Genomic DNA, 26,092 nt, shown 5'->3' with positions numbered 1-26,092 from the left:
ATGGCCCTTCGCGCGCGCCGCGCAGCCCGTGGCTACGCGCCCGGCGTTTCCCGATTGCCGCTGCGCCCGTCAGCCTGATCGGGCGCCTCGCTCGCGGCTTCCCGAAACGCGCTCGGCGTCTGTCCGGCCCAGCGCCGGAAGGCTCGCGTGAAATTCGCCGGGTCGGCGAACTGCAATCGTGCCGCGATGGTCTTGAGATCGAGATCCGACGCCGCCAGCCATTGACGCGCATCGCGATACCGCGCTTCGTCCAGCAATTGCCGATAGCTCGCGCCGCCTTCCTCGAGCCGCCGCCTGAGCGTGCGCGTCGACACGAGCAGCGTCCGCGCGAGTTGCTCCGGCCCGGGATAGCCGCCGGCCGCCCGAGCCAGTTCCGCGCGCACGCGCTCGGCGAGGTCGCCTTCCTCCTGGCGGACCTCCGCGTACTCCCGCTCGACCTGCACCAGCGCCTGCCGGTGCGCGACCTCGTCGGCCAGCGGCAACGGCCAGTCCAGCACGTCGCGCGCGATCCATAGTGCGTTGGCCGCGCACGCGAACCGCACGGGCGGCATCTGCTCGCGGTAGCGCCCGAAATACGCCGGCTCGGGCCACGCGAACTGCAGCTCGATCGCGGGCGCCGCGCGCCCGGACAGTTGCGCGATGCTCTGCGCGAGGCCGGTCAGCACGAATTCGAACATCACGTGATGCTGGAGGATGGGGCTCGCCTGCACGCCGTGCAATTCGAGCGTCGCGCCTTCGGTGTTCTCCGCGTACGTCAGCCGGTACTGGCGGTTCCGCATCCGGAAATAGCGGATCATCACCTGCAGCGATTCGCGGATGTCTCGCGCGGTCAGCGTCGCGTAGCCGAGAAAGCCGTGCACGGTCGTCTTGAGCCTGAGCCCGAACGCGAGCCCGATGCCCGGATCGCCGCCGACGTCGATCGCGTTGAGCACGAGCCGCCCCCATTGCGATGGCGAGACGCGCGCGTCCGGCCGCGCCAGCACGTCGTCGCGCAGCCCGGTGCCGGCCCGCACCCGGGCGAGATCGACGCCGCGCTCGTCGAGCACCTGCAGCAGCAGGCGCGGATAGGCGACCGGAATCGTCGGCCGGCGCAGTCCGAGGCGGTCCTTGCGAGGTGCGGAAGTCATGTTGATTTGGCCGGGGATGACAAGCATTGTGGCTGCTTTCCCCCTCACGTTCAATGCGGGGCGAACCCTACGATGACGTTCATTGCCTCCTCGCCAGACCATCATGACGACCCCGTTCCCGCACCTGCTCGCCCCGCTCGACCTGGGCTTCACGACCTTGAAGAACCGCGTGCTGATGGGGTCGATGCACACCGGCCTCGAAGACCGCCGCGCCACGCTGCCGCGCCTGGCCGAGTATTTCGCGGAGCGCGCGCGGGGCGGCGTGGGCCTGATCGTGACCGGCGGTTTCGCGCCGAACGTGGCCGGCTGGACCAAGCCGTTCGGCGGCACGCTGTCGACGTCGGCGGCTGCGCACCGGCATCGCCCGATCACGGACGCCGTGCATGCGGAAGGCGGCAAGATCGCGCTGCAGATCCTGCATACCGGCCGCTACGGCTATCACCCGTTCGCGGTCGCGCCGTCGCGGATCAAGTCGCCGATCTCGCCGTTCGCGCCGCACGAATTGAGCGCACGCGGCATCGAGCGGCAGATCCGTGCGTTCGTCCGCTGTGCGCAGCTCGCGCGCGACGGCGGGTACGACGGCGTCGAGATCATGGGTTCCGAGGGCTACCTGATCAACCAGTTCATCTCGCTGCACACGAACCGGCGCAAGGACGAATGGGGCGGCGCGTACGAAAACCGCATCCGCCTGCCGATCGAGATCGTCGAGCGCACGCGCGAGGCCGTCGGCCGCGATTTCATCCTGATCTACCGGCTGTCGATGCTCGACCTGATTCCGGACGGCAGCGACTGGAGCGAAGTGGTGCAGCTCGCGAAGGCCGTCGAGCGCGCGGGCGCGACCATCATCAACACGGGGATCGGCTGGCACGAGGCGCGCGTGCCGACGATCGCGACGTCGGTGCCGCGCGGCGCGTTCGCGTGGGTGACGAAGAAGATGAAAGGCGAGGTCGGCATTCCGCTCGTGACGACCAACCGGATCAACCGGCCGGACGTGGCCGAGCAGATCCTCGCGGACGGCTGCGCGGACATGGTGTCGATGGCGCGTCCGCTGCTCGCCGACGCCGAATTCGTGAACAAGGCCGCGCAGGGCCGCGCGGACGAGATCAACACCTGCATCGGCTGCAACCAGGCGTGCCTCGATCATGCGTTCAGGAACCGGATCGCGTCGTGCCTGCTGAATCCGCGCGCCTGCCACGAGACGGAACTGACGTACGAGCCGACGCGGCAGCCGAAGCGCATCGCGGTGGTCGGCGCGGGGCCGGCCGGGCTCGCGTGTTCGACCGTGCTCGCGCAGCGCGGCCATCGTGTCGACCTGTTCGATTCGGCTGCCGCGATCGGCGGCCAGTTCAACATGGCGAAGCGGATTCCCGGCAAGGAGGAATTCCACGAAGCGCTGCGCTATTTCGGCCGCCAGATCGAGCTGACGGGCGTGAACCTGCATCTGAACCAGCGCGTCGACGCGAGCGCGCTGATCGCGGCCGGCTACGACGAGATCGTGCTCGCGACCGGCGTGACGCCGCGCGACCCGAAGATCGACGGGCAGGACGGGCCGAACGTGCTCAGCTACATCGACGTGCTGGCGGGCAACCGGCCGGTCGGCAGGCGGGTCGCGGTGATCGGCGCGGGCGGGATCGGCTTCGATGTCGCCGAATTCCTCGTGCAGGACGGCACGTCGCCGACGCTCGATCTCGACGCGTGGAAGGCGGAATGGGGCGTGACCGATCCGGCGCTGACGCGCGGCGGCGTGACGCGCGCGCGGGTGAGCCCGGCGGCGCGCGAGGTGACGCTGCTGCAGCGCAAGGCCGCGCCGCTCGGCAAGGGGCTCGGCAAGACCACCGGCTGGATTCACCGCGCGACGCTGAAGATGAAGGACGTAAAGATGATCGGCGGCGTGAACTACGAGCGGATCGACGCGCAAGGCCTGCACGTGTCGTACGGCGAGAAGCGCACCGGCCCGGAAGTGATCGCGGTCGACACGATCGTGCTGTGCGCGGGGCAGGAGCCGCAGCGCGCGCTCTACGAGCCGCTGAAGGCGGCGGGGCAGTCGGTGCACCTGATCGGCGGCGCGGAGCTTGCGGCGGAGCTCGACGCGAAGCGCGCGATCGACCAGGGCGCGAGGCTGGCGGCGCGGCTTTGAGCGCCGCCGCCGCACGCCGGCGTCGTCACGCCGCCTCGGCCGCTTCCGCTTCCGCTTCGAGCATCGCCCGCACGATCAGGTAGACGGCGGGAAGATCGTCGTCGTCGCGCCGCCAGTCCACCGGCTCGTCGGTGTCGGCGGCGAGCAGCCGGCTGTCGCGCAGGCGGATGAACGCGTCGACGACCGCCGGGTCGTTGCGGCCGAGGAAGCCCGGATTCGAGAACGCCAGCTCTTCGACGTCGAGCAGCGCGCGCCAGCTCAACGTGCGGACAGCGGCCGGATGCGTGCGGCGGCGCAGGCCGAGTGCCCGTTGCGCGGGCCCGCCCACGACGCGTTGCAGATCGACGACCGCCCGCTGCGCGGCGCGTTCGAACTGGACGGGATTGAAGCCCGGTTGCTCGGGATCGAAAGCGGATGGCTGGAACATAGGCGCCTCACGGAACCCGGCGGTCGGGCGCGACCGAAATCGGGTCAAATGGTTGAAGTACTGTAAATATATACAGTGAATCGGCCACTTTCAAGCCCCTGATGATGGCGGGGGACGATTCGGCGGCGCCCGGCGACCGGCGACCGCGCGCCCCCGATTCAGAGCGAGTCCGCGATGGTGTCGCGCAGCCAGCGATGCGCGGGGTCGCGATGCGATCGTTCGTGCCACAGCATCGACATTTCGTAGCCCGGCACCTCGACGGGTGCTTCGACCACGCGCAGCGCGCCCGTGTCGCGAACCAGCCGCGCGGGCAGCATTGCGACGAGGTCGGTGCTCGCCACCGCCGACATCACGAACAGGAAGTGCGGCACGGACAGCGCGACACGGCGCGTCGCCCCGACCTTCGCGAGTGCTTCGTCCGTCACGCCGGAAAATCCGCCGCCGTCCGGCGACACGATCACGTGTTCGAGCGAGCAGAACTGCGCGAGCGTCGGGCGGCGTTTCAGCCGTGGATGGCCGGCGCGGCCGACCAGCACGTAGCGCTCGGTGAACAGCGCGCGGCGGCGCATGCCGTCCGGCGAGCCTTCGGTCGTATGGAATGCGAGATCGATGTCGCCCTGTTCGGCCTGCTTCGCGATGCGCGGCGGCACGAGCTCGACGACCGCGAGCCGCGTGCCGGGCGCGGCCGCGCGCAGTGTGCCGAGCGCGGGCAGCACGATCGTCGATTCGCCGTAATCGGTCGCGGCCAGCCGCCACGTGTGCGCCGCCTTCGCCGGATCGAACGGCGCTTCGGGCAGCACCGCGCGCTCGAGCGACTCGAGCGCTTCCCGCAGCGGCTCGCGCAACGATTCCGCGCGCGCGGTCGGCCGCATCCCGCGCGGCCCCGGCAACAGCAGCGGATCGCCGAAGATGTCCCGCAGCTTTGCGAGCTGTACGCTGACCGACGGCTGCGAGAAATTCAGCCGCTCCGCCGCACGCGTGACGTTGTGCTCCGACAGCAGCACGTCCAGCGTGACGAGCAGATTCAGGTCCAGGCGTCTGAGATTGTTCATCGCTATACCTGACATATTAGAAATTCATTTCAAATATACTGCCGCGCGCGTCATCCTGCTGCCATTCACGCAACGCAATGGAGATGCCGGTCATGAACGTTCTTATCGTCTACGCACACCCCGAACCGCTGTCGTTGAACGGCGCGCTGAGGGATTTCGCCGTCAAGCGCCTCGAAGAGGCAGGACACGCCGTGCAGGTGTCGGACCTGTACGCGATGAACTGGAAGGCCGCGCTCGACGCGGACGACAGCACCGGCCATCGGCCGGGCGAGCGTTTCGATCCGTCGCTCGATTCGAAGCGCGCGTTCGCGAACGGCACGCAAAGCGGCGACATCGCGCGCGAGCAGGCGAAGCTCGAGTGGGCAGACGCGGTGATCCTGCAGTTTCCGCTGTGGTGGTTCTCGATGCCGGCGATCCTGAAGGGCTGGGTCGAGCGCGTGTATGCATATGGCTTCGCGTATGGCGTCGGCGAGCATTCGGACACCCACTGGGGCGACCGGTACGGCGAAGGCGCGCTGGCGGGCAAGCGCGCGATGCTGATCGTCACGACGGGGGGATGGGAATCGCACTACAGCCCGCGCGGCATCAACGGCCCGATCGACGACGTCCTGTTCCCGATTCAGCACGGCGTGCTGTACTACCCGGGCTTCGACGTGCTGCCGCCGTTCGTCACGTATCGAACGAGCCGGATGGACGAGGCGCGGTTCGCGCAGACGCGCGATGCGCTCGGGCGGCGGCTCGACGCTCTGTGGACGACGCCGCCGATTCCGTTCCGGCGGCAGAACGCGGGCGATTACGAGATCCCGGCGCTGACGCTGCGAGCGGACGTCGCGCCGGGGAGGGTGGGGTTTGCTGCGCATGTCGAGTAATGCGCCGCGGGCCGGGCGTCACGCCGGCATGGAGACCTGCAACGGCGCCCCATCACGTTCACCCATCACCGGTCGTCGTCATGAATCGACGACGGATGCCGGCAAAGCGCCCTGACCTCGACATCCATATACGGAAACAGCGGCAGCTGGCTCAGCAGGTCATGCAGCTGCTGCGGGCTTTCGACGTCGAATATGCTGACGTTCGCATACCGCCCGGCAATCCGCCACAGATGCCTTCGCGCTGCAGGCGCTGCGCCATCTCCTTTTCCTCGGCCTTCAGGCTCGCCGCCTTGATTGCGCGGCATCGATGTTGTTCGAGCCACTTTTGATCGTTCATCCTCCCATCCCCAGCTTTGCTGATCGACCCGATTGAAAGTTATTTAAAATTTAGTAAACCGAATAATCAGACTCGTCCTATAGACAAACAAATTTTTACCGGCGACTGTCTATGGCTCGTCCATGCATAAGGTATCCGAGCCTATGACAGGAAAAGAACATGCCGATTTCCCGTATTTTCTTCACTCATCGATCCAGCTTTACGCGATGGTGCAGCAGCTACATACCACGCCGACCGATGCACCTGCCGCGATCGACCCGAGATACAGCGGCAACATGGAAATGATCTTGATCCGCACGCCCGATCCGTTCATTTGCACCTACCTTTCTCCCCTTGATGCGGTCATGGGTTCTCGAACGTTCACGCGCAGCGACGATCACTTTTGGCCGATCGATTTTCGGCAAGTCGATACCCGTCGCTTCATGGAAAAGCATGGCCGGTTGTTGGTCGCCGTGAACTATGCCTATGGGGCGACCGGGGGGCGCCTGGCGGTTTCCGATGCAGGGCATCCATTGATGGTCTATTTCCCTTCGTCGTTCGACGTGCCGCTCGATCAACGCGACCATTTCACGATCCATTTCTCGGATCAGGTAACCGAACGAATCGAAACCGCCTACCAGCGTGCAGGGCTTTCCGGGTTCGGCGACACGCTTGCCATGATGTGCACGTGGACCGCCGAGCAGATAGCCGACGCAGAGGCCGAAGCACTGGCATGCATGCCGCCGACAATCGCCGTCGCAGGTGCGGCGGTCGATCAATATGCGATCTATGACCCCGAGTCGGGCGAATGGGTCTTTACCAACTTCGATTGAGGACATGGCCATGACCCGAAGAGCAATCAGAGACGGCGACGCGACGACGACAGGCGGCATCGTCATCGCGGGCGCGTCAACCATCTTCGCGAACAACAGGCAGGTTGCTTTAGACGGTGACAAGGCGACGTGCGGAAATTGCGAAGGATTGTTTCCGATCGCCGGAAGTGCCGTGAGCGTTATCGGCACCGGGCGAGCCCTTGCGGTCGAAGGCGACGCGGTACTTTGCCCGTGCGGACAAAACCGACTGGTCGCAGGCAACGACTGCACGTTTTTCATTGGGGGCGAAGGCGGCCATAGCGCGGGGAATCCGTTCATTGGTCGTTCTGCATTTGCGCCCACGCGACACGCGCCCGCATCGGGCATCCATGACGAACAATACGTGTTGCGCGAGTCAGATAGTGGGCGGCCGCTCGCGAATGTCCGCTATCGGATTCGCCTGTCATCCGGAAAGGTATTTACCGGCGTGACCGACGCAACAGGCCACACGCAACGCGTTACATCCACGTATGCGGAATCGCTCCGGTTCGAGATCGCGAGGAACAGAAATGCCTAATCCAGATGACGACTACGTGTTGGTACACGACACGGCCACGACGAACAGGACGCCAGGCTCTAAGGTGTATGTCGATATCAACACGACGCCGATATGCCCGGACATGAGCAATGAGCAGTTCGCAGAAACCGTTTTGCGCGCGCGCGACGCAGCCGTCGGCTTGATTAAAGACCGCATCGCAGCGGTAGCACGATGGGACGCGAACGAACAGGCGCGCGCCACGACCTACTTTGGACGCGCCGACGCGCAGATTCGCGTCACGCTGTCTTCCGGTCTACCACGATTGCTTGCCGCGATGCAGGAACTGGTTCCGGAAAAAAATTGTTCGATGGGACAGCCGCGCCAGCAAGAATCTGACTTGCGCAGTCGTACCGGACAACGGCAGAAACCACGCCGCCGTATGCAAACCCGACTCCCATAAACGAGTCATTGCCATCTATTCGAAATTTTGCAGCGACTCGTTTGGAGAGCTGTACCACTCGTCACAAATTAAAGTGTTGATTCACGAATGCACGCACTACGCCGATACATTCAATTCCGATGACGTTATGTATGGAGACACGGAAATCGGGATGAAAGTATTTGCGATGCAGAACCCGCGTCGGGCTATCACGAATGCGGACAGCCTCACTGGTTACATTGCAACCTTTGATAAGACAATCGGCAAATGAAGATAAATTCATTGAAATCCGGCATTGCAACCTGCCTTCTTGTGCTGTCGTCAATCCTGTCCGGTGTGGCGGCTGCATGTACGATAGGCGAGGAAACGCAGCTGCAATTTTCATTCAACACAACAACACTTTCCAATGCAGACAGAGTGGCGATAGCAAATAGCGTTATTGAAGCGAAGAAATGGCCGGGCGTGAAAATTCAAGCAGTGGTAATTGCAGGTGCTTACATTCGCGAAAAGGATGTCGAGAAATTAAAGGGTGCTCGCGCGGACAACGTGAAGGCATATTTGCAGCAACTTGGTATCGGCGCCGAAAACATCTTGGTCGACAAAAAGACATTTGCCGATGAAATGATCGAAAAGCGGCCCGACGGTACAATTAAGATTCATCAAGTAATCGTTGAGCTGACTCCGATATGCAAAGGTAGCTGCGCGTGGATGTGTGACGACCCGCGCGTGACACCACGAAGTAAAGCCATCGATTGACGACCATCGAACGGAACGTCGGCATATGCGGACGTTCTTATTCCACCACTCCGACAGCATCGCAAGGTACGTTGTCGACGGTGACCAAAAAATTCATCGAGGCTCCATGCCGCGCGTCACGTCGGCATGGAGCCCCGCAACGTCCACCCATCACCGATCGTCGTCATGAATCGACGACGGATGCCGGCAAAGTGCCCTGACCTCGACATTCATATACGGAAACAGCGGCAGCTGGCTCAGCAGGTCATGCAGCTGCTGCGGGCTTTCGACGTCGAATATGCTGACGTTCGCATACCGCCCGGCAATCCGCCACAGATGCCGCCAGATCCCTTCGCGCTGCAGGCGCTGCGCCATTTCCTTTTCCTCGGCCTTCAGGCTCGCCGCCTTGACGCTATCCATATCCGGCGGCAGGTTGACGGTCATCTCCACATGAAACAGCATGATTTCCTCCTTGCGGGACCGGCGACGCGCAGCACCGTTCAGGCCTGCGCGTCGGCGTGCTCGACTTCACTCGCCGGCACGTCGGCGCGTTCCTTGACGTGCGTTCGATGATCGCGCCGGCCGGCCGAGATTTCAGCGCGTTCGTTCGAGCGTTTCCGACGGCAGCTCGCCGAACTTCTCGCGATACGCGAGCGCAAAACGGCCCAGGTGCGTGAAGCCGCAGTCGAGCGCGATATCGGCGATGCGCCGGTCGGGCGCGGCCGCGCGCAGCAGGTCGCGCGCGTGGTCGAGGCGCGTCCTGCGCAGGTATTGCATCGGGCTGACCCCACGAAACTGCATGAATGCGTCGCGCAGCGTGCGCTCCGGCACGCCGGCCGCGCGGACGATGTCGGCGAGTTGCAGCGGCGCGCCGAATTGCGCGTCGACGAATTCCTGCGCGCGCCGCACGAAACCAGGCGCCGGATCGTGACGCGACGCGGGAACGGCCACGGGCGGGTGGCCCTCGATCAGCAGGTCGATCAGCAGGTGCTCGAGCTGGGAGGCGACGCGCGGGTTCGCATTCGCGCGTTCGAGCAGTTCGGGCGAGCGCGCGACCAGCATCAGCTGCTGGCGCCAGGCCGTGAGCGCCGCGTCGCTCACGCGCAGCACCGGGTCGAGCGCCGCGCGCGGATCGCCCGCCAGCGCGCCGAGCGTCGCCGCGTCGATACGCAGCACGAACTGCTCGCAGTCGGCCGACAGCAGCGCGTCGAACCGCTCGCCGGGCGCGCAGAGCACGCCGGTTCGCGCGTCGACGCCGACTTGCCGGCCCATCGCGCGCACTTCGGCCTGCCCGGACAGGCAGAACATCAGCAGGTAATAACCGTCGACCGCGTCGACCTGCACGCGCATGGCTTCGCCGAACGCGATCGCGCCGATCCCGAGCCCGCCGAGGCGCACGAAATCCATGTGCGAACGGCCGTGTGCGCGGCCGCTCGGCAGCAGCGCGTGCGGCTGCATCACGCGCGATATCGACTCGCGCGTCTCGTCGAGATCACGCGATTCGAATAGCCGGTGCGCGCGCAGCGCGAGCGGATCGAACAGTGTCGGGGGCATGGGCATGAGCCTCGCTTATGGGCGCGTGCATCGGTCAGACGATTGCGTCCGGCCCGGGCATCGCGCGACGAGTGTCGCCATCGTAGCGCAGAAAGCCGCCGGAAGTGGATACTGCAATGCCGCAATCGCAGTTTCCGGATAGACGGCGAATTTTAGCCTTTCAAAAATCGGCTCCATCAGGTGAACGGCACCGGATCAACAAGGAGTCCGATATGGAACAGATCGAATCGCCAGTATGGATCAAGGAACGCGACGACGCGTCCGACGTGAGATTCCCGCACGACGACGGCTCGCGCGTGCCGTACAAGGTCTTCAGCTCGCGCGCCGTCTACGACCGCGAGCAGGAGCGGATCTTCCGCGGCCCGACGTGGAACTTCGTCGCGCTGGAAGCGGAAATCCCGAAGCCGGGCGATTTCAAGAGCACGTTCGTCGGCGACACGCCCGTCGTCGTCACGCGCGCCGAGGACGGTTCGCTCGCCGCATGGGTGAACCGCTGCGCGCATCGCGGCGCGCAGGTGTGCCGCAAGGCGCGCGGCAATGCGAGCTCGCACACCTGCGTCTACCACCAGTGGAGCTTCGACAACCAGGGCAACCTGCTCGGCGTGCCGTTCCGGCGCGGCCAGAAGGGCATGACCGGGATGCCGGCCGACTTCGATCCGAAGCAGCACGCGCTGCGCCAGCTGCGCGTCGACAGCTATCGCGGGCTCGTGTTCGCGACCTTCAGCGACACGGTCGGGTCGCTGCTCGACTATCTCGGCGAGCAGATGCGCCCGTGGATCGACCGGATCTTCCACAAGCCGATCGAATATCTTGGCTGCACGCGCCAGTATTCGAAGTCGAACTGGAAGCTGTACCTGGAGAACGTGAAGGACCCGTATCACGCGAGCATGCTGCATCTGTTCCATACGACCTTCAACATCTTCCGGGTCGGCATGAAGGCGCGCTCGATTCCCGACGCGACGCACGGCCTGCACAGCATCATCACCGTGACGAAGACGGCCGACGATACGTCGGCCGCCTACAAGCAGCAGAACATCCGCTCGTTCGACGAGGGCTTCCATCTGGAAGACGAATCGATCCTCGACCTCGTGTCCGAATACGACGAGGACTGCACGAACCATATCCAGCCGATCTTTCCGCAGCTCGTCGTCCAGCAGATCCACAACACGCTGGTCGCACGCCAGATCCTGCCGAAAGGGCCGGACAACTTCGAGCTGATCTTCCATTTCTTCGGCTATGCGGACGACACGCCCGAGCTGCGCGCGCTGCGGATCAAGCAGGCGAACCTCGTCGGGCCGGCGGGCTACATCTCGATGGAGGACACCGAGGCGACCGAGCTGGTGCAGCGCGGCACGGTGCGCGACGGCGACGCGACGTCGGTGATCGAGATGTCGCGCGGCAATCCGGACCAGCAGGACACGGTGATCACCGAAAGCCTGATCCGCAAGTTCTGGGTCGGGTATCAGAAGCTGATGGGCTATTGAAGCGGGAGCGCGAAATGACGGAAGACATGAAGACCTGGTTCGAGCTTTACATGCTGCAGAACCGCTACATCGGCCATCTCGACAACGACCGGATCGAACAGTGGCCGGAGATGTTCACCGAGGACTGTACGTACGAGATCGTGCCGAAGGAGAACGCCGATCTCGGCCTGCCGGTCGGGATCGTGCACTGCACGAACCAGCGAATGCTGCGCGACCGCGTGGTGTCGCTGCGGCACGCGAACATCTACGAGGAGCATACGTACCGGCACATGACGTCGGGCCTGACGGTCGTCGCCGAGCGCGACGGCGAGATCGACACCGAGAGCAACTACGTGGTCGTGCAGACGCGCAGCAACGGCGAATCGAACGTCTACCAGGCCGGCAAGTATTACGACACGGTCGTGCGTACGCCCGACGGGCTGCGCTACAAGCGCAAGCGCGTGATCTACGACACGTCGCGCGTGCAGACGCTGCTGGCCACCCCGATCTGAGGAACCGACATGACCGAAGCAACTTTGACCGAGTGGCATCCGCTCGGCGCGCTCGACGAATTCTCCGAAGACGAACCGGCGGCGCGCGTCGTCGCCCAGAAACCCGTCGCGGTGTTCCGGATCGGCGACGAACTGTTCGCGATGCACGATCTCTGCACGCACGGCCATGCGCGGCTGTCGGAAGGGTATGTCGAGGATGGCTGCGTCGAATGCCCGCTGCATCAGGGACTGTTCGACATTCGCACCGGTGCGCCGAAGTGCGCGCCGGTCACCGATCCGGTGCGGACCTATCCGATCCGGATCGTCGACGGGCAGGTGGAAATCCATGTCGGCTGATCCGATCGTCATCGTCGGCGCGGGCCACGCGGCGCGGCGGGCCGCCGAGGCGCTGTGCGCGCGCGACGCTCACGCGCGCATCGTGATGGTCGGCGCGGAGCGCGAGCTGCCGTACGATCGCCCGGCCTTGTCGAAGGATGCGCTGATGAGCGCCGACGGCGAGCGGCGCGCATTCGTGCGCGATGCGGGCTGGTACGACGCGCAGCGGATCGAGCTGCGGCTCGGCGTGCCGGTCGGGCAGATCGATCGTGCCGCGCAGCGCGTGCGGCTCGACGGCGGCGGGACGCTGCCGTACCGTGGCCTGCTGCTCGCGACCGGCTCGCGCGTGCGGACGTTCGCCGGGCCGGTGGAGGCGGGCGTGCCGCTCCATTACGTGCGGACGCTCGCCGATGCCCGCGCGCTGCGCGCCGAGCTGTCGCCGGGGCGGCGCATCGCGGTGCTGGGCGGCGGGTTCATCGGGCTGGAGGTCGCGGCGGCGGCGCGCCAGCTCGGGTGCGACGTGACGGTGATCGACCCGGCGGCGCGTCTGCTGCAGCGCGCGTTGCCGGAGGTCGTCGGCGCGTTCGTGCAGCGGATGCACGCGGCACGCGGCGTGGCATTCCGGCTGACGGCCGCGCCCCGGCGCATCCGGCGCGATGTGTCCGGCGGCGCGGTGATCGAGACGGACGGCGGCGACGTGGCGGCCGACGTGGTGGTCGTCGGGATCGGCGTCGTGCCGAACGTCGAGCTCGCACAGGCGGCCGGGCTCGATGTCGACAACGGCGTGCGCGTCGATGCGGGCTGCCGGACCACCGATCCGGCGATCTTCGCGGCGGGGGAGGTGACGATGCACTTCAATCCGCTGCTGGGCCGTCACGTGCGGATCGAGTCGTGGCAGGTCGCGGAGAACCAGCCGGCCGTCGCAGCGGCGAACCTGCTCGGCGGCGACGACACGTATGCGGAGATGCCGTGGCTGTGGTCGGATCAGTATGACTGCAACCTGCAGATGCTCGGGCTGTTCGGCACGGAGCATACGACGGTGGTGCGCGGCGATCCGCAGGCCGGCGGCCCGTTCGGCGTCTACGGGCTCGATGCCGGGTGCCGGCTCGTCGCGGCGGCGGTGGTCGATGCGGGGCGCGATGTCGGCGCATGCCGGCGCCTGATGGCGGCGGGCGCCGTGCTCGATGCGGAACGTCTCGCCGACCCGGCGGTGAGCTTGCGGACGTTCCTCTGACGCCGGCCGCGATGCCCGGGCCGCCCGATCGCGCGTCGGGCGGCTCGGGCGGTTCGGGCGCGTGACGCGGCGGTGACGCGCGAGCGTGGCGCGCGGAAGCGCTGCAGCGTGAAAGCAGCGGACCAGTGACGCGGGCACGCAATGCGCCGCGTATCGCGTGCCCGCCGCCGACGACAGGCGGCCCGGCGCCGGGCAATTTGCAGCGCTTGCCGGAATCGGTGAATATGGGCGGCATCGCAGGATTCCCCCGCCGCCATGACGCCAGACAAAGCCCTCGAACTGCACCGAAGCAAGCGCCGCGCGCTGTCGTTTCTGCTCGTCGCCGTTGCGGTGTTCGTGACGACGATCTTCCTGCCGCGCGGGGTATGGGTGGACGGCATCAAGGCGGTCGCCGAGGCGGCGATGGTCGGCGCGCTCGCGGACTGGTTCGCCGTCGTCGCGTTGTTCCGCCGCGTGCCGATTCCGTTCGTGTCGCGCCACACGGAGATCATCCCGCAGAACAAGGACAAGATCGCGGACAACCTCGCCACGTTCGTGCGCGAGAAATTCCTGAGCCCCGATGCGCTCGCCGAGCAGATCCGCCGGCACGATCCGGCCCATCGGATCGGCGCGTGGCTGTCCGAGCCGGTCAACACGGAGACGCTCGGCCGCTACGTGACGAAGCTGATGGGCTTCACGCTGGACATGACGGACGACAGCCGCATCCAGGCATTCTTTCGCGACGCGTTTCGCGCGCTGATCGGCAAGGTCGATCTGTCGCGGTCGATGGGGGCGATTCTCGACATGCTGACGAAGGACGGCCGCCATCAAGCGCTGCTCAACGACGGCATCGCGCAAATCGTCGACGTGCTGGGCAAGCCGGAAAACCGCAGCGTGATCGCCGCGTATATCGTCGACTGGCTCAAGAGCCAATACCCGACGGTCGAAAAGATCCTGCCGACCAACTGGCTCGGCGAAAACGGCGCCGAGCTGCTCGCCAACGCGGTGAGCCGCGTGCTGCAACAGATCGCCGAGGATCCGGAGCACGAGTTGCGGCAGCGCTTCGACGAGACGGTCGCGCGCCTGATCGAGCGGCTCAAGCACGATCCGCTCTTTCTCGAGAAGGGCGAGGAAATCAAGCGCTACCTGCGCGACGGCGACGCGTTCAACGATTACATCAAGGATCTGTGGGACCAGTTGCGCGCGTGGCTGAAGGCTGATCTCGAGCGCGCCGATTCCATGCTGTTCCGCCAGGCCGCGTCGCTCGGCGGCTGGCTCGGCGCGAGGCTCGCGCAAAGCGTCACGTTGCGGGCGTCGCTCAACGAGCACGTCGAGAAGGGCGTGCACGAGATCACGCCGGATTTTGCCGCGTTCCTGACGCGCCATATCCGCGACACGGTCCGCAACTGGGATGCGCGCGACATGTCGCGGCAGATCGAGCTCAACATCGGCAAGGATCTGCAGTACATCCGCATCAACGGCACGCTGGTCGGCGGCCTGATCGGCCTCGGCCTGTATCTCGTCTCATACTTCGGGCACTGGGCAAGGGCGCTGCTGACCTGAGCGGAACACGCGAACCGCATGAACGCCGGCGGACCCTGGCGCTGACTTGCCATGCGTTACGAATGGCCGGCAGCGTCGACAAACGCCCGGACCGCGGGCGACAGCTCCCGCCGCCTGCTTGCCATGGCCAGGTCAACGGAAAACGGGAAATCCTTCACGGGTCGATAGCAAATGCCGGGCTGACCGAAATGGCGCATCGACTCGGGGACGACGACGACGCCATAGCCGGCAGATGCGAGGCTGATCGCGGATATGAAGTCCTGCACGCGATGGTCGAGGAACGCGGAAAAGCCCCCTGCGGCACCGAGCGCGGACAACACCGCGCCGAACCCCTCGTTCTCGTCGAACTGGGGGGAGATGAAGGACTCGTCTTTCAGGTCGCGCGCAGACACCTGACGCCGCGCCGCCAACGGGTGGCTCTCCGCCATCGCGACCATGAGCCGCTCGGTGTGCACGATGGCGGCCTCGATGCCGGACGGATACTGGCGCCTCGGCCGCACGATGCCGACGTCGATCTCGCCGTCGTTCAGCGCTTCAAACTGCCGGGGGGTCTCCATCGCAACGACTTCGATCCGCACGTTCGCATGCGACGCGCGAAACCGGCGGAGCATGTCTGACAGCACGCCGCTACTGGCACCCGACGCGACGAAGCCGATCCGGACAATGCCCGCGAGTCCTCTCGCCGCCAGTCGTCCGACCTGATCCGCACGATCGATATGCCTCAACGCGGCCACCGCTTCGGCGTGGAACAACCGCCCGGCGTCGGTCAGCGTCACCGGCTGGCGCTTGTTCCGGTTCAACAGTCGAACGCCGATCTCCTGCTCGAGGCGTTGAATCTGCGCGCTCAGCGCCGATTGCGCGACGTTCAGTCGATCCGCTGCCCTGGCGAAGTGCAGTTCCTCCACCACCGCCGTGAAGTAACGCAGCTGACGGGCGTCGATCATTTAATCTCCAATTCAGAATAAAAATTCGAACTTTGGCACTGGATGATATCAAAGAGACCAGCTGAAATGGAGCCCTCAGCCTCAACGGAGAACACCATGGAAGCCCTGCTCGCCGACAACGTGCGCGCCACGCGCCCGTTGCCTTTTCGTCTGTCGCCGCACCCGCATCATCATCGAATCGTTCATGTGACCGCCGACCGTGACGCGCTCGCCGGATTCCTGCAGGACGCCCGGGATATCGATGTCCAGAATCTCGAGTACGTGCCGTACATGCGCTACCACCTGGCCGACCTGCTCGTCAGGCGCCTCGGCGACGCGTTCGCCGAGGCGCTGGTCGATCTGGTCAAGGACCGCTGCCATGGCGGCTTTACCATCGGCCTTCAGGACCTGTCGCGAGACGATGCCGACTACGTGAAGTTCGGTACCGCAGTCGGTCATATCCTGGGGCCGGGCAACCACGATGCCATGTCCGGCACCTATTACGCGCGCTTTGTGGTGACGCACACCGACGACAGCGACTCCTATCTTCGCCAGGCCTATCGGCTGTTTACGATGCACACCGACGGCACGTTCGTCAGCGAGGCAACGGATTGGCTGCTGATGATGAAATTCGCCGAGCAGAACGCGGTCGGCGGCGAATCGAGGTTCCTGCACCTCGATGACTGGGAGGAGTGCGAGCATTTCGTGAATCACCGGCTCGCGACCCGGCCGTTCATGTACAGGGCGCCCGGCTCCAAGAACGTCAGCGAGAAGATCGAGCGCCCGATCTTCTTCCAGGGCGAATTCGGTCTGTCGATGTCGTTCATCGACCAGTTCGTGCAGCCGGCCAACCGTGAGGAGGCCGCCTATCTGTATGAACTGTCGGCATCGATGGAAGCATCGCCGGGTACGAAGGAGGTCGTCCTGCCGGCCGGCGATCTGGTCGTGTTGAACAACGCTTTCTACGTCCACGGTCGCGCACCGTTCGAGCGAAACGAAGCGCTGTTCCGGGAATTGATGCGGCAACGCGGCACGTTCGCGCAATGACGGCGCAGGCGCCCGGTTCGGTGCGCGGCGAGCGTATCGAATGCGGGCGCCTGGCCATTTGAAGAGTCAGATCGTGGAGACACAGATGAACGATCACCCCGGCGCCACCGGCGCCCAGCTGATCCCGCCTGCCGGGCAGCAAAGCCAGGCCGCGTACGGTGTGAAGCGCGATGCCCCTGCACGGCTCCGCAAGATCCTGTCATTGGCCGACTTCGAGGCGGCAGCCCGGGGCTTTCTTCCCCGCCCGCTGTTCGGGTATGTGTCCGGCGCCGCCGAGGACGGCCTGTCCCTCGCGGCGAATCGCGACGCATTCGAGCGCCTGAAATTCCGTCCGAAGGTGCTCGTCGACGTGTCTCGCCGATCGCAGGAAACGACGATCTTCGGCCGTACCTACGCGTCGCCGTTCGGCATCGCTCCGGTCGGGATCAGCGCCATTTCGGCCTATCGGGGCGACATCGCGCTGGCTCAGGCCGCGCAGGACGACAATATTCCCGCGATCATGAGCGGCACGTCGCTGATTCCGATGGAGACGGTTCATGCCGCCGCGCCGGGAACCTGGTTTCAGGCCTATCTTCCCGGCGATGCCGCGCGCCGCGACGCATTGATCGACCGGGTCAAGGCCGCGGGCTTCCCGACGCTCGTCGTCACGGTGGACATTCCCGTATGGGCGAACCGGGAGAACAACGTACGCACCGGTTTCTCCCTGCCGCTACGCCCGTCGCTTCGCCTGGCGATGGACGGGCTCGCCCGGCCGCGGTGGCTCTGCGGCACGTTCCTGCGGACGCTGATCAACCACGGGATGCCGCACTTCGAAAATTCGTTCGCGACGCGGGGTGCGCCGATGCTGTCTGCTTCGGCCATACGTGATACCACGGGCCGCGATCACCTTTCATGGGCGGACATCGCCCGGATACGCGAGCGCTGGCGCGGGAACCTCGTGATCAAGGGCATCCTGCCTGTCGAGGACGCACGGCGTGCGGCGTCCATCGGCGCGGACGGCATCATTATTTCGAACCATGGCGGCCGCCAGCTGGATGGCGCGGTCGAGCCGTTGCAGGTGCTGCCGGGCATCAGTGATGCGGTCGGAAACGATCTGGTCGTGATGATGGACAGCGGCATCCGGCGTGGCGCGGATGTATTGAAGGCGCTTGCACTCGGGGCCCGTTTCGTCTTCGCCGGGCGCCCGTTCATGTATGCCGCGGCCGTTGGCGGCGCACCGGGTGTGCGACACGCGATCGGCCTGCTTCGGGACGAAGTCGACAGAAACATGGCGATGCTCGGCGCGACTACGGTCGACGAGATCGGCCGCGACGCGCTTGCTTGAGCGCGGACTGAATTGCCGCGTCATGCGGCCCTGTTCCAGCCAGGCCAGTGATTGCCCCCGATCGACAAGCGGGGCGGGCGGGTACTCCGGATACAGGGGGAATGGATCGAAGCCGGACGCGCGGTGCAAGACCGTGCGTGCCGGCCTCGCGGATGACATCCGCTGCTGAATCGACAGCAGCCATTCCCCTGGAGACCGCCATGAATTTTCTCGACGGCCACCTCTTCCCCAAGCACCAGCAGGCTTGATGGCATGACCGACGACGGATGCGTGACCCGCATCCGTTCAAGGATGGCCAGCACGCGGGTGCCGTGAAGCGCACGCAGCCTCTGCCGACGTTCAGGCTGCCACTTCGCGCGTGACGCCATGAGCCAGCATCGCCTTGACGCTCGCTCGATGAACAGAGCTGTGCTGTTGTCATGAAAAGTCAAGCTCAAGACATCCAATGTAAAGCGTGAAGGGGGGCAAGGCAGGATGATGCATTCGTCGCCCCGGATACCTGGACATCAACCGTTCCGCGAAGCGCTGCACGTCCTTCATCGACAGCGCTTTGCGGCCGGAATATCACGGACTCCGATCATTTGAACCGTGCGCTGCGGACCGCAATGGCTGCACGGCGATCCGGATGATGTGCCGGTGCGACATTTCAACTATTCACCTCTCACCCTGGAGACGCACCATCATGAACTTCCTCGACGGCCACCTGTATCCCGAGAACCAGCAGCCCCTGGTCATCACGGCCGCCCCCTATGCGCCGGGCTGGATTCCGTCGGACTTCCCGGAAGACATCCCCATCACGATGGAGGAGCAGATCCAGAAGGCGGTGGATTGCTACGAAGCCGGCGCCACGGTGCTGCATCTGCATGTGCGCGAAGCCGACGGCAAGGGCAGCAAGCGCTTGTCCATGTTCAACGAGCTGATCGCCGGGGTGCGTGCCCGCGTGCCGGAAATGATCATCCAGGTGGGCGGCTCCATCAGCTTCGCGCCCGAATCGGAGGGCGACGCCGCCAAGTGGCTGAGCGACGACACCCGGCACATGCTGGCCGAACTCGATCCGAAGCCCGACCAGGTGACGGTGACCGTCAACACGACGCAGATGAACGTGACGGAGCATGCCGGTCTGGATGACTTCAACGGTGTTTCGCGGGGATTCCCGCACCTGTACGCAACCTACAAGGACATGGTCGTGCCGTCGAATCCCAGCTGGGTCGAAGAGCACATCCGACGCCTGTCGGCCGCCGGCATCCAGAGCGAGTTCCAGGTCTACAACATCAACAGCTTCGAAACGATCGAGCGGATGATTCGCCGCGGCGTCTACAAGGGGCCGCTGGTGATGAACTGGGTGGCGATCAGCGGCGGCATGGACCAGGCGAACATCTACAACCTGGCCAATATGCTGCGTGCAGTCCCGGACGGCGCGGTGGTCACGGTGGAAAGCTCGGTGCTCAACGTGCTGCCCGTGAACATGATCGGTATCGCGTTGGGCCTGCATGTGCGGTGCGGCATCGAGGATGTGCTCTGGAACCAGACCCGCACGGGCAAGATGAGCTCGGTCGAACAGATCAAGCAACTGGTGCGTATCGCCGGCGAATTCGGCCGCCCCATTGCGACAGCGAAACAGGCGCGAGAAATCATGAAGATCGGGGTCTTCTATGACACGGCGGACGAGACGCTTCAGGCCAATGGCTTTGCGCCCAATCGCAACGGTGGCAACCAGGGGTTCCTGCGCAAGCCGGCCTGATTCTCGCTGACACGCGTCATCGACGAAGCGGGAGCAGATGATGGCGGCGGCGCGCTTCGGCATCGCAGCGTGGATGTCGAGCCGCCGCTCGAAACGAATGCGCCGGCCGCCGTTGGGCGACGGCGCAACTTCCGGAGTCAACGGGCCAAGACCTGGCCGACGGTTCACGCGGCTTTTTTGCGTTGTGGATCCGTCGACGCTTTTACCGGAACGGCATGACGCATCCGAAAGCAGATTGCATTCGACATGCGACTCGTGCGAATCATCCCATCACAAAGCGCTGCCCGTCATCCACGGAAAGCGTCGTGCCGGTCATGAAATCGTTTCCGGGCGATGCAAGCAGCAGCAACGCACCATCGAGCGCCTCGGGTGTGCCGAGCCGTCGACGCGGCAATCCTTCGACAATCTTCTTGCCGGCAGGGGTCTGAAACAGCGCGCGATTGATGTCGGTCTCGATGTAGCCCGGATTGATCGCGTTGACATTGATGCCGTAGCTCGCCCATTCGTGAGCCATCGATCGGGTCAGGTGCTCGAGCGCCGCCTTGCTCGCGCCATAGATCGAAAGATTCGGCGAGTGAGATTGCGCGGCGAGCGAGCAGATGTTGATGATGCGCCCCGGCAGCGCATGGGCGACCAGCCGCCGCGCGAATGCCGTTGCCGTGAAAAGTGCCGCTTTCGTATTGATGCCGAACACATGGTCGAACAATGACGCGTCGACATCGAGCAACGCGGCGCGACCGCCTGCTCCGGCATTGTTGACGAGCGCCCAGAGAGGCGCCATCGTTGTCTCGATTTGGTCAAACACGAGCCCGACAGCCTCCTGATCCGTCACATCGACCGGAAAATGGTGCGCGACGCCGCCTTGCCGCACGATGATGTCTTCAGTCTCCGTCAACGGATCGGCGCGTCTGCCCAGCAACGCGACCTGGGCTCCCGCCGCGGCCAGCGTGCATGCCGCCTGCCGGCCAAGGCCCGACCCCGCGCCGGTGACGACGGCCGTCAGACCCGACAGGTTGAAGTGTCGGTCGACAACACGTTTATTCATCGAACTCATCGTTATCCTCCATGCAGTTTTTTGTACCGTGCCGGGCGCCAGACTCACATCCGCTCGAACACGGCGGCAATGCCCTGTCCGCCTCCAATGCACATCGTGACGAGCGCATAGCGCCCACCCACGCGGTGCAGTTCATAGATTGCCTTGACGGTAACGAGTGCGCCCGTCGCGCCGATGGGATGGCCGAGCGATATGCCGGAGCCATTCGGATTCGTCTTTTCAGGGGCGAACTTCAACTCCGTGGACACTGCGCATGCCTGCGCCGCGAATGCTTCGTTCGACTCGATCACGTCGATATCATCGACCGTGAGGTTCGCACGCGCCAGTGCCGCGCGGGTCGCCGGCACAGGTCCGATGCCCATGATTTTCGGGTCCACGCCGGCATGCGCGTATGCGACCAGCCGGGCCAGCGGCCGCGCGCCGCGTCGTTCGGCGGTCGCGCGCTCCATGAGCACGAGGGCCGCCGCACCGTCGTTGAGGCCCGACGCGTTACCCGCGGTCACAGTGCCGGCTTCGCGGTCGAATACGGGTTTGAGTCGAGTGAAGTCATCGAGCGTCGCATCCAGGCGCACGTGCTCGTCGGTGTCGAAAACGGTGACACCCCGCTTCCCGTTCAGGTGGACCGGCAGAATCTGCTCGTTGAAATAGCCGTGCGCAATGGCGTGAGAAGCGCGACGATGCGATTCGAGTGCCAACGCATCCTGCTGCTCTCGCGAGATACCGAACTGCCGTGCGACGTTCTCCGCGGTCACGCCCATATGGAAGCGGTGGAACGGATCCGTCAGCGAGCCGAGCATCATGTCGACGAGGCTGATGTCACCCATGCGCGCGCCAAAACGCGCATGACGCGCGATATAGGGGGCGCGACTCATGCTCTCTGCGCCACCCGCCACGGCGATGTCGGCGTCACCCAGCAGAATGCTTTGCGATGCGGAAACAACCGCCTGTAATCCTGAACCGCAAAGGCGGTTCAACGTGAGCGCCGGCACGGATTCCGCCACACCTCCCTCGAGTGCGGCCACGCGTGCCAGATACATATCCTTCGGCTCTGTATGAATGACGTTGCCGAATACGACGTGACCGACTTCCGACCCGTCCACGGCAGCACGCGAGAGCGCCTCGCGCACGACGCGTGCGCCCAACTCCGTCGGCGCAATGTCTTTCAGGCTCCCGCCAAATGTCCCGATCGCAGTCCGTACGCCGCTTGCGACCACTACTTCACGTTTCATGTTGGTTTTCCTGAATGAGTAAAGTCCGCTGATGAATTCATCAGCGGAACAAGGGGTTGAAGAGAAGGATCCGGCTTGATTCTTGCGGAGGAGGGAGAGCGTCTTCGAGGCCACACGCAGCCGCGCTGAAAATCGCCGCATTCGGATCGTGGTCGAAGGCCGGAATCACCTTCCGGCTTTTCATGCCGACCGCGTGCCGGATCGCGGCCGAAACGTACAGGTTCGCGTGCCGGTGCGGTTTGGCTGGCCCGTCAAGGCGGACCAGCCGGCACACGGACATGACAAGGCATCCGTTCGATGCGGTCCGCCACCCCGAAAGCACGCTTACCCGCGTCGCCCTTCCGCTACATAGAACCACCGGCCAAGGATGTATGCGGCAAAGGGCAGAATGGCCGCGGCCGGAAGCCAGCGCAACGCGACTTGAAGACCCACTGCGTCCGCTATCACACCGGTGAGAAACGGGCCGGCTGCAAGGCCCAATATATTGTTGAACAGCGCCATTGTGGCGAAAGCCGAACCATGGATAGATGGCGATGTGGCGCCGGCAATGAGCGGACCGCATGTGCTGAACGAACTGGCCAGGAAGAACACGGCAGGCGCCAGGAACGCGAGTTGCAGATTGCCCGGCGGCAAGCGGAACGCGATTTCCAGCAGGGTGCCCAGCAAGAGGCAATAACAAATGGCCATGTTCCATCGATTAACCGACGAATTCCTGCTCATCCGGTCGGTCAATACACCGCAAAGGAGCTGGCCCACACCGCTGACAAGCACAAGGCCGGCCGCGACAACGGCCGCCTTGCTGACAGGCATGCCCCAGCAGCGATTCAGGTAGCTGGGCAGCCACACAAAGAGCGTGCCCTGAATGAAGATCTGCAGGGCGCCGCCGAGGTACGCACACGTGACGGAGCGGGATGGGAACAGGCCAGACAAGAATGCCCGAGGCGACAGTTGCACCTGGCCGCGCACCGGCGTTCCGCCTGCATTGTCCGGGTTCGCACGGGCGAGCTTTTTTTCCGTGACGACGAGGTAATAAATGATCACCAGCACAAAACCAAAGATCGCCATCAGGCCCATCGACCAGCGCCAGCCAAAGTGCGTTGCAATGATGCCGGAAAGGGAAACGCCAAGTACGGACCCGAAGGCGGCGGCAGACGTAAACCCGCCGGCAATGGTCGACCGCAGATGCTTCGGAAAGATGCCCATGAGCATCGCGATGCCGACGCTTCCGTAGGCGGCCTCACCGATACCAACGAAGATGCGTGCGATGAACATCTCGTGGTAGCTGCTGGCCATGGCGCACCCGAGCGTGGCAAGACTCCACATCGCAGCCATGAGTGCAATGCTTTTGACGCGCCCCCAGCGGTCCGCGACGATGGAAAACGGGAGGGTCAGCACGCCGACTGCCAGCGGCACCACGCCGCTGATCGAGCCGAGTTGCGTGTCGGACATCTGCCACTGCACTTTCAGGATCGGAAACAATGCATTGATCGCCTGCCGCGACATGTAGTCGGAGAGCAAGAGGCAAAACATCAACGCAAATACCACCCACGCATAAGCTCGGGCACCATTTGTCGCCGCGGCAGGATCGGCCGGCATGGCATCACTCGTATACAGGTTCAATTCCGTCTCCTCCAATGATTCACGAAAATCGTAGTGACTAGTGCCGCCTGGTGTCGTGTGGCCCCGTCAAGCAGGGCTCACACGCCAAGGCAGGCAGCGGTTACTGCTGGCCGCCAGCTGCGCCGGACGCTTTCTTTGTGTCGCCGTGCGCGCTTTGGGCTTCGATACCTGTTTCAAACATCCTGGGGACTTCAGTGGTGGCTGTGAGGAAAAGCGCCGATGGACATATCGCACCAGAGCCTCCGTTGCAGCCGAAAAACTCCGGACGACAGACAATGGCGTCAGCATAGCACCGGGAATTATTTTTGACGACATTAATTGCGATGCTCGCAGGGACCCTCGCGCCGGCGCGCAGAAGCAACGTGTTACGAATCGTCGTAAACCCGTTGAGGAACGACGGTTCGTCATGTCCCGGCCATGACAGGGACGATCCTCGAAATGGCCTCTCGCTCCGGATCGGGCTCGTCCGGTGTCGGGACGGCGGGAACGCGCAATGGTCTGATGAGGGAAGTCGGAATGGCGAACTGCTCGTGCCTGGATCTTCCGGCGCAGGAATGGTTCAGGGCAGCTGGATGCGCTGGCGGATCGGCGTCAACGCCGGTTCCACCGCGGTATTCGGATCGGCCAGCGCGTGCTCGAGCGCGCCGATGACGTGCAGGCGAAGTCGAGCATGGCGCGGTGATGGACGGTGATGCGGCCGCTCAGTGCTTCGCGTCGCTCACCGGTCGTTCTGCGCGCACGTTGCCTCCCTGCGCGATGGCGAGTGGCGGCGCAGGCAAGCCCTGGTGTCAGTGCATTTTGCCGTGTGCGGCATGGCTATCCTTTGCACTGCAACCGAATTGCGTGTGATACCAGCGCGAGAATGCGCTCGGCGCGGAAAATCCGAGCAGGGTCGCCACCTCGGTCAACGGACGATCGCTCTCGATGACATGGCGCGTGGCGAGCTCCTTGCGGAGGTCGTTCACGATCGACGAGAAGCTCTGCCCCTGTTCGGCCAGCCGGCGCTGGACCGTGCGGCATACCAGGCCCATGTGCTCGGCCACCTGTTCAACACCGCAATGCCCGCTGGGCAACAGCAGCAGGATCGCGCGCCGCACATCCTCGAGCATGGTCGTCTGCTGCGACATCACCGACGTGTCCAGCAACTGCTGCGCGTAGCGCACCATCGCCGGGTCCGCTGACGGGTTGCGTGCATCGAGATCGGCTTTTGCGCAGATGATGCAGTTGAAGTCGTAGTCGAACTCGACGCAAGGGCCGAAAAACCGATGGTGCGTACTGAGGTCGCGCGGCGCCGGGTGCTCGAAGCAAACGCGCCGCGGCTGCCAGTCGGGCTTGAGAATCTGGCGTATCAACCGCACCATGACCCCTAGCGCCAGTTCGACCCTTTGGCGCGTGGGCTGATGTGCCTTTCCGGCGATGACCACCTCACGGATGACGACCAGATCGCCACACTCCTCGACGGCCAGCGAAAGCGCACCGTTGAGCAAGGCCTGGTAGCGCATCAGCATGTCAAGCGAGTCGCGCAACGTCGCCTGGTCGCGAATCAGCAATCCGACCGCCCCAAGGTTGGACAAGAGGCGCGATTCGGCCATGCACAGTCCGAAACTCTCGTTGCCTGACGCGACTGCGGAAGTCGCGAGCAGTTGCCCGACACGCTCGACCGGAATCATGAAGTCGGGATCGCGCAGTACATCCGGACTCAACCCCGCATCACGGAGCATTCGCTCCGGGTCCAGTCCCGCTGCACGCGCGACTTCGCTGTAGTTGGTCAGGCTCGCAGCGCGGACAAGAGAAGACATCGGAGAACTGAATAGAAGACTGGCACCGAATGATAATTCCGTGTCATGTATTGTCAAGCGCGGGAAAACCCGTCGCGTCGATACTGCCGGGCATTGTTCGGCGAGGTCGACAACCGGGGACGCCTCCCTTGATCGAACGCCTCGAATCGGCAACCCGCGGTGCCGAATGAAAAGTCCTCGGGCAGCGCGATTCGGGTCAAGCCAATCGCTTGCAGAGGCGATGCGTCTGAAGGAATCGGGCGTGATGGTGCCGGACGTGGAGACGCGAGTCGAGAAACCGAAG

The 26,092-nt window shown here is 64.5% G+C and carries 26 protein-coding genes and 2 pseudogenes; 15 read left to right on the top strand and 13 right to left on the bottom strand.

Annotated features, from left to right (window positions below):
- Positions 1-32: 32 nt before the first annotated feature.
- Positions 33-1,154: an AraC family transcriptional regulator gene (locus LIG30_RS05450; RefSeq protein WP_051994880.1), complete on the bottom strand. Its 1,122-nt coding sequence runs from the start codon at positions 1,152-1,154 to the stop codon at positions 33-35.
- Positions 1,155-1,230: 76 nt separating this feature from the next.
- Here LIG30_RS05450 and LIG30_RS05445 point away from each other — a divergent pair, with 76 nt between their 5' ends.
- Entirely contained in the window at positions 1,231-3,264 is a 2,034-nt protein-coding gene (locus tag LIG30_RS05445; RefSeq protein WP_038710300.1) for an NADPH-dependent 2,4-dienoyl-CoA reductase, read from the top strand.
- Between the two features lie 25 nt (positions 3,265-3,289).
- On the opposite strand, the gene LIG30_RS05440 is transcribed toward LIG30_RS05445, so the two are convergent.
- Together LIG30_RS05440 and LIG30_RS05435 are read right to left on the bottom strand one after the other, a co-directional pair.
- Positions 3,290-3,691: a DUF2471 family protein gene (locus LIG30_RS05440; RefSeq protein WP_038710299.1), complete on the bottom strand. Its 402-nt coding sequence runs from the start codon at positions 3,689-3,691 to the stop codon at positions 3,290-3,292.
- A gap of 158 nt (positions 3,692-3,849) precedes the next feature.
- A complete protein-coding gene (locus LIG30_RS05435) occupies positions 3,850-4,743 on the bottom strand; it encodes a LysR family transcriptional regulator (RefSeq protein ID WP_038710296.1) in 894 nt (297 codons plus the stop codon).
- A 92-nt stretch (positions 4,744-4,835) separates the two neighbouring features.
- On the opposite strand from LIG30_RS05435, the gene LIG30_RS05430 reads away from it, so the two are divergent.
- Entirely contained in the window at positions 4,836-5,612 is a 777-nt protein-coding gene (locus LIG30_RS05430) for an NAD(P)H-dependent oxidoreductase (RefSeq protein ID WP_038710419.1), read from the top strand.
- Positions 5,613-5,677: 65 nt separating this feature from the next.
- Here the strand turns inward: LIG30_RS05430 and LIG30_RS05425 are convergent.
- Positions 5,678-5,949 (bottom strand): annotated as a pseudogene (locus LIG30_RS05425) (muconolactone Delta-isomerase family protein).
- A 143-nt stretch (positions 5,950-6,092) separates the two neighbouring features.
- Between LIG30_RS05425 and LIG30_RS05420 the strand changes: the two are divergent.
- From LIG30_RS05420 to LIG30_RS25040, 5 genes are read left to right on the top strand one after another with little or no spacing between them, the layout of a single operon-like run.
- Positions 6,093-6,761: a hypothetical protein gene (locus tag LIG30_RS05420; protein WP_235510201.1), complete on the top strand. Its 669-nt coding sequence runs from the start codon at positions 6,093-6,095 to the stop codon at positions 6,759-6,761.
- Positions 6,762-6,765: 4 nt separating this feature from the next.
- Complete coding sequence (locus LIG30_RS25050) at positions 6,766-7,317, top strand: PAAR domain-containing protein (RefSeq protein WP_235510200.1); 552 nt, start codon at positions 6,766-6,768, stop codon at positions 7,315-7,317.
- Entirely contained in the window at positions 7,310-7,738 is a 429-nt protein-coding gene (locus LIG30_RS27155) for a hypothetical protein (RefSeq protein ID WP_235510205.1), read from the top strand. The genes LIG30_RS25050 and LIG30_RS27155 overlap by 8 nt, the downstream gene beginning before the upstream one ends.
- The gene (locus tag LIG30_RS27150) at positions 7,638-7,988 is read left to right on the top strand and encodes a M35 family metallo-endopeptidase (RefSeq protein ID WP_235510203.1); all 351 of its coding nucleotides are present in this window, start codon (positions 7,638-7,640) and stop codon (positions 7,986-7,988) included. The genes LIG30_RS27155 and LIG30_RS27150 overlap by 101 nt, the downstream gene beginning before the upstream one ends.
- An 11-nt stretch (positions 7,989-7,999) precedes the next feature.
- Complete coding sequence (locus LIG30_RS25040; RefSeq protein WP_235510199.1) at positions 8,000-8,473, top strand: hypothetical protein; 474 nt, start codon at positions 8,000-8,002, stop codon at positions 8,471-8,473.
- A gap of 150 nt (positions 8,474-8,623) precedes the next feature.
- On the opposite strand, the gene catC is transcribed toward LIG30_RS25040, so the two are convergent.
- Positions 8,624-8,914, bottom strand: a complete 291-nt coding sequence (gene catC, locus LIG30_RS05415) for a muconolactone Delta-isomerase (protein WP_038710290.1) — start codon at positions 8,912-8,914, stop codon at positions 8,624-8,626.
- A gap of 132 nt (positions 8,915-9,046) precedes the next feature.
- On the bottom strand, positions 9,047-10,006 hold the full coding sequence (gene andR, locus LIG30_RS05410; RefSeq protein ID WP_038710418.1) for an anthranilate 1,2-dioxygenase regulatory protein AndR: 960 nt from the start codon (positions 10,004-10,006) through the stop codon (positions 9,047-9,049).
- 212 nt (positions 10,007-10,218) lie between these two features.
- On the opposite strand from andR, the gene andAc reads away from it, so the two are divergent.
- From andAc to LIG30_RS05385, 5 genes are all read left to right on the top strand, one after another.
- Positions 10,219-11,490 carry an anthranilate 1,2-dioxygenase large subunit AndAc gene (gene andAc / locus LIG30_RS05405; protein WP_038710289.1) on the top strand — a complete coding sequence of 424 codons (1,272 nt, stop codon included), beginning with the start codon at positions 10,219-10,221 and terminating at the stop codon, positions 11,488-11,490.
- A 14-nt stretch (positions 11,491-11,504) separates the two neighbouring features.
- Positions 11,505-11,981, top strand: a complete 477-nt coding sequence (gene andAd, locus LIG30_RS05400; RefSeq protein WP_038710286.1) for an anthranilate 1,2-dioxygenase small subunit AndAd — start codon at positions 11,505-11,507, stop codon at positions 11,979-11,981.
- Positions 11,982-11,990: 9 nt separating this feature from the next.
- Positions 11,991-12,317 carry an anthranilate 1,2-dioxygenase ferredoxin subunit AndAb gene (gene andAb, locus LIG30_RS05395; protein WP_038710285.1) on the top strand — a complete coding sequence of 109 codons (327 nt, stop codon included), beginning with the start codon at positions 11,991-11,993 and terminating at the stop codon, positions 12,315-12,317.
- Positions 12,307-13,530, top strand: a complete 1,224-nt coding sequence (gene andAa / locus LIG30_RS05390; RefSeq protein WP_038710284.1) for an anthranilate 1,2-dioxygenase system ferredoxin--NAD(+) reductase — start codon at positions 12,307-12,309, stop codon at positions 13,528-13,530. Before andAb ends, andAa begins: the two co-directional genes overlap by 11 nt.
- Positions 13,531-13,785: 255 nt before the next feature.
- Positions 13,786-15,072, top strand: a complete 1,287-nt coding sequence (locus tag LIG30_RS05385; RefSeq protein WP_038710283.1) for a DUF445 domain-containing protein — start codon at positions 13,786-13,788, stop codon at positions 15,070-15,072.
- Between the two features lie 56 nt (positions 15,073-15,128).
- Here the strand turns inward: LIG30_RS05385 and LIG30_RS05380 are convergent, their stop codons facing one another.
- Positions 15,129-16,016 carry a LysR family transcriptional regulator gene (locus LIG30_RS05380; RefSeq protein WP_038710282.1) on the bottom strand — a complete coding sequence of 296 codons (888 nt, stop codon included), beginning with the start codon at positions 16,014-16,016 and terminating at the stop codon, positions 15,129-15,131.
- 96 nt (positions 16,017-16,112) lie between these two features.
- Here LIG30_RS05380 and glaH point away from each other — a divergent pair, with 96 nt between their 5' ends.
- The 3 genes from glaH to LIG30_RS05365 all read left to right on the top strand — a co-directional run bounded on the left by glaH (position 16,113) and on the right by LIG30_RS05365 (position 20,107).
- A complete protein-coding gene (glaH, locus tag LIG30_RS05375; RefSeq protein ID WP_051994879.1) occupies positions 16,113-17,042 on the top strand; it encodes a glutarate dioxygenase GlaH in 930 nt (309 codons plus the stop codon).
- An 85-nt stretch (positions 17,043-17,127) separates the two neighbouring features.
- The gene (locus tag LIG30_RS05370; protein ID WP_051994878.1) at positions 17,128-18,366 is read left to right on the top strand and encodes an alpha-hydroxy acid oxidase; all 1,239 of its coding nucleotides are present in this window, start codon (positions 17,128-17,130) and stop codon (positions 18,364-18,366) included.
- A gap of 682 nt (positions 18,367-19,048) precedes the next feature.
- Entirely contained in the window at positions 19,049-20,107 is a 1,059-nt protein-coding gene (locus LIG30_RS05365) for a 3-keto-5-aminohexanoate cleavage protein (protein WP_038710281.1), read from the top strand.
- Positions 20,108-20,116: 9 nt separating this feature from the next.
- Here LIG30_RS05365 and LIG30_RS26965 read toward each other — a convergent pair.
- The 6 genes and pseudogenes from LIG30_RS26965 to LIG30_RS05340 all read right to left on the bottom strand — a co-directional run.
- Positions 20,117-20,218, bottom strand: a pseudogene (locus tag LIG30_RS26965) (IS5/IS1182 family transposase); the annotation flags it as partial.
- 151 nt (positions 20,219-20,369) lie between these two features.
- Positions 20,370-21,161, bottom strand: a complete 792-nt coding sequence (locus LIG30_RS05360) for an SDR family NAD(P)-dependent oxidoreductase (RefSeq protein WP_235510198.1) — start codon at positions 21,159-21,161, stop codon at positions 20,370-20,372.
- 44 nt (positions 21,162-21,205) lie between these two features.
- Complete coding sequence (gene bktB / locus LIG30_RS05355) at positions 21,206-22,390, bottom strand: beta-ketothiolase BktB (RefSeq protein ID WP_038710278.1); 1,185 nt, start codon at positions 22,388-22,390, stop codon at positions 21,206-21,208.
- A 40-nt stretch (positions 22,391-22,430) separates the two neighbouring features.
- Complete coding sequence (locus LIG30_RS05350) at positions 22,431-22,670, bottom strand: hypothetical protein (RefSeq protein ID WP_038710277.1); 240 nt, start codon at positions 22,668-22,670, stop codon at positions 22,431-22,433.
- A gap of 44 nt (positions 22,671-22,714) precedes the next feature.
- The gene (locus LIG30_RS05345) at positions 22,715-24,010 is read right to left on the bottom strand and encodes an MFS transporter (protein ID WP_235510197.1); all 1,296 of its coding nucleotides are present in this window, start codon (positions 24,008-24,010) and stop codon (positions 22,715-22,717) included.
- Positions 24,011-24,798: 788 nt separating this feature from the next.
- On the bottom strand, positions 24,799-25,809 hold the full coding sequence (locus tag LIG30_RS05340; protein ID WP_038710274.1) for an AraC family transcriptional regulator: 1,011 nt from the start codon (positions 25,807-25,809) through the stop codon (positions 24,799-24,801).
- Between the last annotated feature and the right edge of the window lie 283 nt (positions 25,810-26,092).

It is taken from the genome of Burkholderia sp. lig30 (assembly GCF_000687455.2).
GTDB lineage: Bacteria > Pseudomonadota > Gammaproteobacteria > Burkholderiales > Burkholderiaceae > Burkholderia.
The sequence above is the reverse complement of the archived record's forward strand: the minus strand, read 5'-3'. Positions and strand labels throughout refer to the sequence as shown.